Origin of the sequence: Micromonospora rifamycinica (assembly GCF_900090265.1) — a bacterium.
Lineage (GTDB): Bacteria > Actinomycetota > Actinomycetes > Mycobacteriales > Micromonosporaceae > Micromonospora > Micromonospora rifamycinica.
On record NZ_LT607752.1, the window covers coordinates 1,118,229 to 1,130,313 of the forward strand.

General features: G+C 75.6%; 9 protein-coding genes. 2 read left to right on the forward strand and 7 right to left on the reverse strand.

Features of this window, described 5'->3' with window-relative positions; genetic code table 11:
* Window positions 1–6 precede the first annotated feature (6 nt).
* The 4 genes from egtB to GA0070623_RS04755 form a co-directional block, all read right to left on the reverse strand.
* Entirely contained in the window at window positions 7–1,344 is a 1,338-nt protein-coding gene (egtB, locus tag GA0070623_RS04740; protein WP_067310370.1) for an ergothioneine biosynthesis protein EgtB, read from the reverse strand.
* Window positions 1,341–2,576, reverse strand: a complete 1,236-nt coding sequence (gene egtA, locus GA0070623_RS04745) for an ergothioneine biosynthesis glutamate--cysteine ligase EgtA (protein WP_067310373.1) — start codon at window positions 2,574–2,576, stop codon at window positions 1,341–1,343. Before egtA ends, egtB begins: the two co-directional genes overlap by 4 nt.
* A 147-nt stretch (window positions 2,577–2,723) precedes the next feature.
* Window positions 2,724–3,497, reverse strand: coding sequence for a hypothetical protein (locus GA0070623_RS04750; protein WP_067310378.1), 774 nt, complete (start codon window positions 3,495–3,497; stop codon window positions 2,724–2,726).
* A 16-nt stretch (window positions 3,498–3,513) separates the two neighbouring features.
* Window positions 3,514–4,137, reverse strand: coding sequence for an RNA polymerase sigma factor (locus tag GA0070623_RS04755; protein WP_067310381.1), 624 nt, complete (start codon window positions 4,135–4,137; stop codon window positions 3,514–3,516).
* Window positions 4,138–4,540: 403 nt separating this feature from the next.
* Here GA0070623_RS04755 and GA0070623_RS04760 point away from each other — a divergent pair, with 403 nt between their 5' ends.
* Entirely contained in the window at window positions 4,541–5,947 is a 1,407-nt protein-coding gene (locus tag GA0070623_RS04760) for a serine/threonine-protein kinase (RefSeq protein WP_067310384.1), read from the forward strand.
* Window positions 5,948–6,048: 101 nt separating this feature from the next.
* Window positions 6,049–7,311 (forward strand): nucleotide sugar dehydrogenase, encoded by a 1,263-nt coding sequence (locus tag GA0070623_RS04765; RefSeq protein WP_067310386.1) that lies wholly within the window; start codon window positions 6,049–6,051, stop codon window positions 7,309–7,311.
* 54 nt (window positions 7,312–7,365) lie between these two features.
* On the opposite strand, the gene GA0070623_RS04770 is transcribed toward GA0070623_RS04765, so the two are convergent.
* From GA0070623_RS04770 to GA0070623_RS04780, 3 genes are all read right to left on the reverse strand, one after another.
* Window positions 7,366–9,840: an ABC transporter permease gene (locus tag GA0070623_RS04770; RefSeq protein ID WP_067310406.1), complete on the reverse strand. Its 2,475-nt coding sequence runs from the start codon at window positions 9,838–9,840 to the stop codon at window positions 7,366–7,368.
* Window positions 9,841–10,175: 335 nt separating this feature from the next.
* A complete protein-coding gene (locus GA0070623_RS04775; RefSeq protein ID WP_067310389.1) occupies window positions 10,176–10,841 on the reverse strand; it encodes a response regulator in 666 nt (221 codons plus the stop codon).
* A complete protein-coding gene (locus GA0070623_RS04780) occupies window positions 10,838–12,067 on the reverse strand; it encodes a sensor histidine kinase (RefSeq protein ID WP_067310392.1) in 1,230 nt (409 codons plus the stop codon). Before GA0070623_RS04780 ends, GA0070623_RS04775 begins: the two co-directional genes overlap by 4 nt.
* Window positions 12,068–12,085: the final 18 nt, after the last annotated feature.

Sequence of the window (12,085 nt, forward strand, 5' to 3'; positions counted from 1 at the left end):
CGCCGGTCACCCGTGGGCCTCCTCGGGCCGGGCGTCGCGGGCACAGCGGAAGCCGCTGAAGATCTGCCGCCGGATCGGGTGGTCCCAGTTGCGGAAGGTGCCCCGGCAGGCCGCCCGGTCGGTGCCGAACGACCCGCCGCGCAACACCCGGTAGTCCCCGCCGAAGAACACCTCGGAGTACTCCCGGTAGGGGAAGACGGCGAACCCGGGGTGGCCGTGGAAGCCGCTGGCCGTCCACTCCCAGACGTCGCCGACGAGCTGGTGCACGCCGAGCGGCGACGCCCCCGCCGGGTACGCCCCGACCGGCGCCGGCCACAGGTGCCGCTGCCCCAGGTTGGCGTGCTCGGCGGTCGGCTCGTCGTCGCCCCACGGCCAGCGGCGGGACCGGCCGGTCGCCGGATCCCAGCGGGCCGCCTTCTCCCACTCCGCCTCGGTGGGCAGCCGTTTGCCGGCCCAGCTCGCGTACGCCTGCGCCTCGTGCCAGCAGACGTGCACCACCGGCTCGTCGTCGCGGACCGGCGCCCACCGGCCGAACCGCTGGTAGGCCCAGCCGTCGCCGTCGCGTCGCCAGTGCATCGGCGCGGTCAGTCCGGCCCCGGTGCGGTGCCGCCAGCCGGCCGCGCTCCACCAGCGCGGATCGTCGTACCCGCCGTCGGCGATGAACTCCCGGTACGCCCCGTTCGTCACCGGCGCCGCGTCGATGACGTACGCGGGCAGCTCGACGGTGTGGGCGGGCCGTTCATTGTCCAACGCCCACGGGTCGGTCGAGGTGCCCATGGTGAACGGTCCCGCCGGCACCAGCACCTCGGCGGCGGGCCGGGCCCGCGGCTCGGGGGGCGGTGGCGCGTCGAGCACCGGCGGGCCGGCCCGGAGCTGGTGGGTGGCGAGCATGGTCTCGTCGTGCTGCTGCTCGTGCTGCACGATCATGCCGAAGACGAACCCGTCGGCGACCAGCGCCCGGTCGGTGAACCGGATCCCGTCCAGCAGGTCGTGGACCTTGTCCCGGACGGTCGCCACGTATGCCCGCGCCTCGGCCGGGGGCAGCAGCGGCAGCGCCGGCCGGTCCTTGCGGGGCTGCTTGAAGGCGTCGTACAGGTTGTCGATGTCCTGGCGGACGGGCGTCCGCCCGCCCACGTCGCGGACCAGCCAGAGCTCCTCCTGGTTGCCCACGTGGGCGAGGTCCCAGACCAGCGGGGACATCAGGGTGGAGTGCTGGCGGACCAGGTCGTCGTCGTCGACGGCGGTGGTGAGCGCGTCGGTACGGGCCCGGGTGCGGGCCAGTTCGGCGGCGATCCGGCTGCGCAGCGATTCGGCCTCGGTGCCCGGCTGCTCGGTGGTGGTCACCGGTTCCCCCTCTCCGCGGCGGCGATCCGTCGCCGGATCCCGCGGTCGATCTCGTCGTGGGTCTGGGCCGGCAGGTCCAGTGCCGGCAGGTTCCGCCGGGCCAGGTCGAGCAGGGCAGCGGCGGCCGTGGCCAGCGGTGGATCGGCCAGGGCGTGCCGCGCCGCGCGGTGCCAGCGGTCGGCCACCGGGGTGGCGATCTCCCGGGCGGCCCGGACCGTCCGGTCGTCGTGCAGCAGCGCGGTCAGCACGGCCAGCGGGATCGTCCAGTCCCGGCCCGGCTGGGCGTCGAGGTAGCGGACCTCCAGGTAGCCGCGCGGGCGCACCGGCGGGAAGAGCGTGCTGACGTGGTAGTCCAGGTCGTCGGTGGTGGGTGGGAACGGCAGCGCTCCGGCGATCCAGTCGGCGAAGGTGACCCCCGGTGGCGGCGTCCAGTCCGGGCCGGCGTGCCGCAGGCAGAGCAGCGGCGCGGCGAGGACGTACTCGGTCCAGGCGGCCACCGGATCCCGGTCCGGCTGGTGCGCCGACCAGACCGGCCCGGTGCGGGCCGGGTCGATGTCCAGCCAGGCGGCCATCCGGGCCGAGGCCCAGCCGGTGGGTCGGCCGGCGTGCCGGTCGGCGGTGGCGAACGCCGCCACCAGCGGCGGTCCCATCGCGTGCACCGCCGCCCAACGGTCGGGCAGCCCGGCCGGCTCCCCGACGTCAAGGCAGACCTGGAGACCGGCGGTGCTGTACATCATGGTCTGCCCGGCCGGGCCGCGGCGGTCGAACACGCAACGCATGGCGCGGTAGCGCGGGGTGTCGACCACCGGGCGCGGGTTCCGCCACGGGTCGATGCCGCTGCGCCCGAGCACCAGCCCGGCCCGGCCGAGCAGGGCGTCGAGTTCGTCGATGTCGGCCTGGGTCGCCGAGACCAGCGCGGCGACCGAGGTTCGCGGCGCGGTGGACACCTCCACCTGGCCACCGGGCTCGACGGTCACGGTACTGCCGTGCCGGAGGGGGCGGGCCGGGCTGGTGTCGTCGAGGGTGGGTGGGCTGTGCGGCCCGAGTGCCGCCCGTAGCCGCGCCCGGTCCAGTGGCCGGGCGGGGTCGGCGGCGTCGTGGACGGTCCATTCCAGTTCGACGCCGGTGAGGGTCGGCGGCCCGGTCTTGAAGCAGATCCGGGCGAGATGTCCGGCGGCGCCGGACACCTCGCCGAGCACGATCGACCGGTCCAGCTCCGGCGATGTCACCACGGTGCGACCCCCTCCCGACAGGGGATCCGACCCCACCGGCCGGCCGGGCAGGCCGGCGGTGGAGACCGCCCCCGTCCCTCCATCCTCTGTCTAACGGACGGATACCGCAGGCCCGGGGAAAAGAAACATTCCGCGAAGCCTCGTCGACTAGTTCTTCGGGCCGGGGCTGGGCGTGCCGCCAGGGCCGCCGCCGGAGCCGGGGCCGGTGCCGCCCTTGGGACCGGCCCCGCCCTTGGGACCACCGGTGGCGGGGCCGGGCGCGGGATGGTCGGGGACGAGTTCCCGGCAGTACGCCTCCACCCGGTCGGCTCCACCGGCGGCATCGACCAGGCCGGCGAAACCGGGCTTGGTCAGCGCCTTCGCCCGCTGCTCGGGCGACTTGGCCAGGTAGGCCCGGCACTGTCCGGTCCACCTGCCGTCGCCCGCCGGCTTCCCATGGGGCGGGGTCGCGGGTGGGACGGCGGCACCCGGCGAGGTGCCCCCCGGTGCGGCGGTGGGTCGGCGCGACGGGTCCGTCCGGTGCGGGGTGGGGCTGGTGGATCCGGTGTCCGAGGCGGACGGGACGGGGCCGGGGGTCCGCTCGCCGGGCCGGTCGTCGAGGGTGACGGCGGCGAACGCCACCCCCGCGGTGGCGGTGGCGGCCAGCCCGGCGATCCAGGCCAGCACGCCGGTGGTCAGCCGACGCCGCCGCCGGACGCCGGACGCCGGGGCCACGGCTCCCTGCGCGGCCCGGAAGGCCGCCACCGCCGCCTGCTCGCCGGCCAGTTCCCCGGGTCGGGCCGGGGCCGCGGCGGCGGCCAGCAGCCGGGCGAGCGGATCGTCGGCGGACGGTGGCACGCCCGGGCCGGGCGCATCGAGCAACCGCTCGGCCTCGGCCCGGTCCACCGTCCGCCCGGGTCGGGCCGACCGGTGGAAGTTCATCCAGTTTCCCCTCACGTCAACCGTCCGCCGGTTCAACCTGGGACGCGTGCGGCGTCGGCCGGGGTCGGGGCGGGGCGGCCCGTTCGTCATCGGAGGGCTGCGCCGCGTCGGGCCGCTCCAGCAACGCCGCCAGCCTGCGCAGCCCCCGGTGCGCGGCCGTACGGACCGCGCCCGGTCGCCGGCCGAGGACCTGGCCGGCGGTCTGAGCGTCCAACCCGATCACCGCCCGCAGGAGCACGGCCTCGGCCTCCCGGGGCGGCAGAGTGGCGATCAGGGCCAGCGCGGACTCGGTCCCGATCGTCTCGCCGGCCCGCTCGGCGGTGTCGGCGTCCCCGGCGAGGTCGGTGAGCGCCTGCACCGGGACCGGCAGCGCCGGGCGGCGACGCTGCCGGCGGAGGTGGTCCATGGCCCGGTTCCGGGCGATCGTCACCGCCCAGCCGCGGAACTCGCCGCCGGTGAACCGGGACAGGTCCCGGGAGATCTGCAACCAGGTCTCGGAGGCGACGTCCTCGGCGTCGGGGCCGACGAGCGCGGTGAGATAGCGCAGCAGGCCGGGTTGCAGGCTGCGGTACAGCAACCGGAACGACTCCTCGTCACCGGCCTGCGCCGCGGCGACCGTCGCGGCCAGGTCATCGGTCATGGTCGTACCGCTCCCACCGGCCGACCGGCCCGCTGCCGGACGGACGCGGGCCGCAGCCCGGCAGGCGGTTCCTCTCGCGCACCTTCAGTCCCCCGCTGACCCCGATCACACCCCGGCACCGCAGGCCGAGGACCCGTCCGCACACCGCCGCGAGAATACGGCGTCGTCGATGGCGACGCGGTACGGGCAGCAGGGCGGCCAACACTAGGAGCACACCGCCGGTGGAGGCAAGTCGACGGCGCAGCGGTCGGGCGGGAGGGGTCCGGCCGGGTTGCCGGTGACGGCGAGTGGTCCACCGACCACCCAACGCCAGCGGCTTCGGCGGGCGGACCTGGGCGGGTCGCCCGGCGAGGACGCGGAAGGGATATCGGCATCTGCCGGACGGGAGGACCCTGGGTACGGTATGGGGGTGTTGTCATCCGAGCTCGTGCTCAGCGGTCGCTACCGCCTGGACGAACGTGTCGCCACCGGCGGTATGGGCGATGTGTGGCGGGCCACCGACCTGGTGCTCGGCCGCCAGGTCGCGGTGAAGGTACTGCTGCCGGCGCTCGTCTCGGACCCTGACTTCATCGCCCGGTTCCGCTCCGAGGCGCGGATCATGGCCGCGCTGCGCAACCCCGGCATCGTGCAGGTCTTCGACTGTGGCGAGGACCGCCTCGCCGACGGCACCCGGGCCGACTACCTGGTCATGGAGTTCGTCGAGGGCGAGCCGTTGTCCCGGCGGATCGAGTCGGCCGGTCACCTGGACGTGGCCGAGACGATGTCGATCGTGGCGCAGGTCGCACAGGCCCTGCACGCGGCGCACGCCGGCGGGATCGTGCACCGCGACGTCAAGCCGAGCAACCTGCTGGTGCAGGAGGACGGCACGGTGGTGCTGGTCGACTTCGGGGTCGCCCGCTCCACCAACGTGACGAGCATCACCAGCACCAACGCGGTGCCGGGCACCGCCCTCTACATGGCGCCGGAGCAGGCGTCCGGTCGGCCGGTCTCGGCCGCCACCGACATCTACGCCCTCGGCGCGGTGACGCACTGCTGTCTGACCGGGCAGCCGCCGTTCACCGGGGACAATCCGCTCCAGGTGGCCGTGCGGCACCTCGACGACGAGCCGCCGGAGTTGCCGGCCGACATTCCGGGGCCGGTCCGCGCCCTGGTGGCGCGGGCGCTGGCCAAGGATCCGGCGGACCGGTTCGCCACCGGTGCCGAGATGGCCGCCGCCGCCCGCGCCGCCACCGGAGACGGCACCGCCGCCCTGACCGCCCTGGTGACCCCGTCGCTGCGCGACCCGTCCGGGGCGAACGGCCCGCGCGTCGACCCGTCCCGCGCCCCGCGGACGGTGGTCGGCCCCGAGTCCCGGCGCAACCGCCGCGGCTCCCTGGTCGGCGCGCTGGCCGCGGTGCTGGTGGCGCTGACCGCCCTCGGTGCCGCGCTGGGCGCCACGAAGTCGCTCGACAGCGGCACGCCGAACATCCGCAACACCGGGCCGGCGGTGGCGCCCACCGACCAGAGCGCGGTCCCCACGGTGGTCGAGGAGACCGGCTCCGAGGAGCCGGACCGCACCAACCGCCCGGATTACCAGAACACGAAGCCGTCACCGTCGGTGTCGGTCAGCCCGACGCCGCTGCCGGGCGGCTCGTCCCTGCCGGCACCGACCAAGTCGGCCCCGACCACCCCGGTCGGCACGCCGCCGACCACCACGCCGGCCCCGGTGGACCCGCCGCCCACCACCACGCCGGCCCCGGTGGACCCGCCGCCGACCACGGCCGACTCCGGCGGCGGGGGCGGCAACAACCCGCCGCCGGCCGGCACCTGACCCGCTCCGGATCCGGAGCACCCGGAAATACCAAAACGGACTTAGATCGCCATATCGCCAGTTAGGCTCCTCGGCGGGACACATCTGCCACGGGAGCCCAGGTGAACACAGAGAAGCTCGTCGTCATCGGTCAGGGATACGTCGGACTGCCGCTGGCCATGCGCGCCGTCGAGGCCGGGCTGGACGTGGTCGGGCTGGACGTCGACGCCGACCGGATCAAGCGGCTCGCCTCCGGTGAGTCGTTCGTCGAGGACATCCCGGCCGACCGGCTCGGCCGCGCGCTGGCCAGCGGCCGGTACCGGCCGAGCACCGAGTACCCGGACGCCGAGGGCTTCGACATCTGCGTCATCACCGTCCCCACCCCGCTGCGCGAGGGTGCCCCCGATCTGAGCTACGTCGAGCAGGCCGGCACCGCCGTCGGCCCGTACGTCCGGCCCGGCTGCACCGTGGTGCTGGAGTCGACCACCTACCCGGGCACCACCGAGGACCTGCTCCGGCCGTTGCTGGAGGCGGCGAGCGGACTGCGCAGCCCGGGTGACTTCCACCTCGGCTACAGCCCGGAGCGGATCGACCCGGGCAACCCCACCTGGCGGCTGGAGAACACCCCGAAGGTGGTGTCCGGGGTCGACGCGGCGTCGCTGGCCCGGGTGGACGGCTTCTACCGCCGGCTGGTCGAGCGGACCGTGCCGGTCGACTCCACCCGGGTCGCCGAGCTGACCAAGCTGATCGAGAACACCTTCCGCCAGGTCAACATCGCGCTGATCAACGAGCTGGCGATGGCCTCCCATCACCTCGGCATCGACGCCTGGCAGGCCATCGAGGCCGCGTCGTCCAAGCCGTTCGGGTTCATGCCGTTCCGCCCCGGGCCGGGCGTCGGCGGGCACTGCCTGCCGATCGACCCCTGCTACCTGTCCTGGCAGGTCAAGCGCACCCTGGGTCGGCCGTTCCGGTTCATCGAGCTGGCCGACGACATCAACCACCAGATGCCCGAGCACGTGACCCAGCGGGTGATGGCCGGGTTGAACCGGATCGGCCGGCCGGTCAATGGTGCCCGGTTGCTGCTGCTCGGGCTCGCGTACAAGAAGAACACCGGCGACATGCGCGACTCGCCCGCGGTGGACGTGGCCCGACGGTTGCAGGCGCTCGGCGCGGACGTGCACGCGGTGGAGCCGTACGCCGCGCCGCAGCACATCCCGGGCGGGGTGGTGGTGGTCGACCTGACCGCCCGGGAGGTCGCGGCGGCGGACGCGGTGGTGCTGGTGACCGACCACGACAGCTTCGACTACGACCTGGTCACCCGGCACGCCCGGTACGTCTTCGACACCCGGGACCGGTGCCGGGGCGAGATGGTGGAACGGCTCTGACCACTCTCCGCCGGCCGGCGTGGCGTGACCCCGGCCGGCGGCCCGCGGCCGGGATCACTCCACGCCGAGCGCCTCGACCACCGGCCGGGACAGCGCCCGCCGGGCGGGCAGCACCGAGGCGGCCAGCGCGGCGAGCACCGCCACGACCAGGATCAGCCCGAGCCGCCCCCAGGGCAGCACCAGCGTGAAGCCCCCGCCCAGCCGGGCCACGAAGGCCACCGTCCCGGCGCTGACGGCCACCCCCAGCGCGGTGCCGAGCAGCGCGCCGACCAGCGCGGTCAGCACCGCCTCGACGGCCAGCAGCAGGCGCATCCGGCCCCGGGACAGCCCCACCGCGCGCAGCACGGCGTTCTCCCGGGTCCGCTCGACCACCGAGAGGCTGAGCGTGTTCGCGACGCCGACCAGGGCGATCACCACGGCCAGGCCGAGCAGCGCGGTGACGAAGGCGAGCAGCATGTCCACTGTGCCGGTGAGCGACTTCTTGTAGGCCGCCTGGTCCAGCAGGTTCACCGTGGGATACCGGGCGAGCACCGTCACGACGGCGGCGCGGGCCTGTGCGGCGGACACCCCTTCCGCCGGGTCGACCTCGACCAGGTGGCCGCGTTCACCGGGGTAGAGTGCGGTGAACGTGGCGTCGGCCAGGTCGACCACGTGCCCGGCGGGCACCCCGGGCGAGGTCGGGCCGTCGGCGGTGACCACGGCGGCCACCCGGAACGCACGCCCGGCGACGGTGACCGTCGAGCCCGCCCGCCATCCCCGGGCGGCGGCCAGTTCGCGGTGCACCAGCACCGACCCCGGCCCCAGGTCCGCGACGTCCCCGGCGTCCACCCCGGCGAGGGTACGCCGCACCAGCGCCGGATGCGCCGAGCGCACCTCGACACCGTCGACGACCCGGCTGCGCTGCTCGTGCACCACCCCCACCTCGGGCCGGGCGGCCAGCTCACCGGCGAGCCGGGCGGGCAGCTCACCCCCGAGGCCGGTGACCACGTAGTCCACGCCGATCCGGGCGTCGACCCCGCGCTCGATGCCCACCTTGACGCTGCCCGCGCCGACCACGAACGCCGAGACCAGCCCGATGCCGATCACCAGGGCGGTGGCGGTGGCCGACACCCGACGCGGGTTGCGGGCCGCGTTGGCCACGGCGAGCGCGCCGGTGGCCCCCAGCACCGGCCGCAACGGCAGGCCCAGCACCCGCACCAGCGCCGGCACCAACCACGGGCCGAACAGGACGATGCCGAAGAAGGTCAGCACCCCGCCCACGGCGACCAGGGCGATCTGGCCGACCGCGGCGGCCCCGGCCAGCGCGGCGAGGCCGGCGACACCGACCAGCGCGCCGACGGTCAACCGGATCCGCCCGGCGCCCCGGGCCGGCTGACCGGCGGCGGCGGTGAGGGCGGCTATCGGCGGCACCCGGGTGCCCTGCCAGGCGGGCAGCAGCGCGGACCCGACCGTGACCAGGGTGCCGAGCAGCAGGCTGAGCCCGATGGTCCGGGCGGTCAGCGTCAGGCCGTCGGAGACCGGCAGGTCGAGCCGGGGGGCCAGGGCCGCCGCCCCGGCGGCCAGCCCACCGCCGAGCGTCACCCCGAGCGCCGAGCCGACCAGGCCCAGCAGCACCGCCTCCAGCACCGCGGCCCGGAAGACCTGCCCCCGGCGGGCCCCCACCAGCCGCAGCAGCGCGGTCCGCCGGGCCCGCTGGGCGAGCACGATGGCGAACGTGTTGGCGATGACGAACCCGGCCACCACCACCGCCACCGCGGCGAAGAGGAGCAGCACCAGCCGGAACTGGTCGAGGTCACGCACCGCGTCCTCGACGGCCTCGTCGAGGATCCGCTGACGCGACTTCACCGTGGCGTCCCCGCCGACCACCGCGGTCACCCGGTCGGCCAGGGTCGCCCCGGGCACCCCCGGCACGCCGGCCACCATGATCCGGCCGTAGCCCGGTTCCCCGCTGGCCGCCAACGCGTCCGCGCCGACCAGCCCGACGAACGGTCCACCGACGTCCCGGCTGGTGCCGGCCACGTCGACCGTGCCGACCAGCGTGTACGGGCGGGCCGCGCCGGTGGCGCCGCCGACGCCGACCTCGCCGCCGAGCACGAAGCCCTCCTCGGCGACCGTGGGCGCGTCGAGGACCACCTCGCCGGGACGGTCGGGCAGCCGGCCGGCGACCACGTCGTAGGAGCGCAGCGCGGGTTCGGTGGGGATCGCGGCGAGCAACCCGACGCCGAGCACCGGACGGCCGTCGACGCCGACCACTCCGGCGGTGGTGGTCAGCTCACCGGCCGCCGCGGTCACCCCGTCGACCGTGCGGACCCGGTCTACCAGGGACGGCGGCAGGGCGGTCCGGCCGGCGTACACGCCCAGGTCGGTGTGCCGGTCGAAGGTGCCGGCCCGCTCGTACGCGCCGGCACGCATGCCGTCGGTGAGCATCAGCGTGCCGGCGAGGAAGGCGACACCGAGCACGATCGCCACCGAGGAGAGCAGCAGCCGCAGGGCGTCGGCGCGCAGCGTACGCAGGGTCAGTCGCCGCATCGCGGTCACCGCCGACCGGTGGCGGGAACCGTGACCGCGACGGACCGGCCGGGCGCCCGGGGGTCGGCGGCGGGCGGGACCGGCGCGCGGCGGCCGGCAGGGGTGACGGGAACGGACATCGGGACTCCCGGGCGACGGAATGCGGGTCGCCTCCGACGCTAGGCAGCGCCGGACCGGCCCGCGTCCACCCGGACGCTCGGGCCGGCTGCGCCGTAGGTCGTCCCCGACCGGGGCGACCCGTACGACCCGGGTCGCACCCGGGCTCAGCGACCCTGTCGCCCCCGAGCCAGCCGGCCCTGGTCGTACCCGGCTCAGCGGCCCTGGTCGCACCCGGTTCAGCCGCCGGGGGTGACCAGACCGCTCTCGTACGCCAGGACCACCACCTGGACCCGGTCGCGGAGCTGGAGCTTGGCCAGGATCCGGCCGACGTGGGTCTTCACGGTCGCCTCGGCGACGTGCACCCGGGCGGCGATCTCGGCGTTGGCCAGGCCCTGGGCGACCAGTAGCAGGATCTCCCGTTCCCGGTCGGTGAGCTGGGCCAGTCGCGGATCCTCGGCGGGGGCGGGACCGAGCCGGTCGGCGAACCGGTCCAGCAGCCGGCGGGTGATCGACGGGGCGACCACCGAGTCCCCCTCGGCGACCACCCGGATGGCGGCCAGCAGCTCCTCCGGGGGCACGTTCTTGAGCAGGAAGCCGCTGGCTCCGGCACGGAGCGCGGCGAACGCGTCGGCCTCGGTGTCGAAGGTGGTGAGCACCAGCACCCGGGGCCGGCCGTCGGTGGGGGCGGCGCAGATCCGGCGGGTCGCCTCCACCCCGTCCATGGTCGGCATCCGCAGGTCCATCACCACCACGTCGGCCTCGACCGTCGCCAGCACCCGCAGCGCGTCCGCGCCGTCGATCGCCTCGCCGACGACCTCCAGGTCAGGTTGGGAGTCCAGCACCATCTTGAAGCCGGCCCGGACCAGCGCCTGGTCGTCCACGATCACCACTCGTACGGTCATGCCGCGATCACCTCCGGGTCCGGGGTCGACGGTAGCGGCAGCCGGACCTCGACCTGCCACCCGCCACCGCTGCGCGGGCCGGCGACCAGCCGACCGTCGTACACCCCGACCCGTTCGCGCATCCCGACCAGGCCGTGGCCGCCGGAGGGGGCCGGACGGACCGGGGTACGCCCGCGCCCGTCGTCGGTCACCCGGACCACCAGGTCGTCCTCGACACCGAGCCCGACCGTGACGTCCGCGCCGACGCCGGCGTGCTTGAGGGCGTTGGTGAGGGCCTCCTGCACCACCCGGTAGACGGTCAGGTCGAGCCCGGGGGGCAGGGTGGCCGGCACGTCCTCGGCCCGGTAGCGGACCCGCAGGCCGGCGTCGCGGAACCGGCCCACCAGCGCGGGCAGCTCGGCGACGGTGGCGCGGCGGCGTTCCGGGTCGCCGGTGGGGGCGGTCGCGTCGGGGTCGGTCGCCGGCTCCGGCGGCTGGGGTTCCCGCAGTACGTCGACCAGCCGCCGCATCTCCTCCAGCGCCTGCCGTCCGGTGTCGGCGACCACCTTGACCGCGTGCCGGGCGGTCTCCGGATCCCGGTCGAACAGCAGCCGTGCCCCGTCGGCCTGGACGATCATCACGGCCATGCTGTGCGCCACCACGTCGTGCAGCTCGCGGGCGATCCGGGCCCGTTCGCCGACCACCGCCGCGCGGGCCTCCGCCTCGCGCTCCCGCTCCAGGGTGGCGGCCCGTTCCTCCAGGCTGAGCACGTAGAGGCGGCGGGTGCGGACGTTCAGCGCGGCCAGCCACACCCCGCCGGTGACCAGCCCGAAGTAGATCGCGGTGGCCCACCAGACGACGTTGGCCCCGGCCTGCGAGGCGGCCAGCAGCACCCCGACGGCGGCCACCGCCCCGGCCAGCACCCCGTCGCGCAGCCGGTCGGCGTACTTGACCACGCTGTAGAGGGCGATCAGCACGGCGAGGTCGTAGGGCAGTGGACCCCAGCCGGCGAGCACCTGGATCAGCGCCAGCCCGGCCACCACCGTCGCGACCAGTGACGGGTGGCCGCGGCGGAACAGCAGGGCTACCGCCATGGCGAGGCCGACCAGGGCGACCGCCCAGCCACCGGGCACGGCCGACGTCGCGGGTTGGGCCGCCGTGACCAGGATGGAGAGCACCACCAGGGCGCTGACGCCGACGTCGAAGGCGACGCCGCGCAGCGGGCGGCCAAAGAGGGTACGGCTCACGGTGACCGAGCGTAGTGC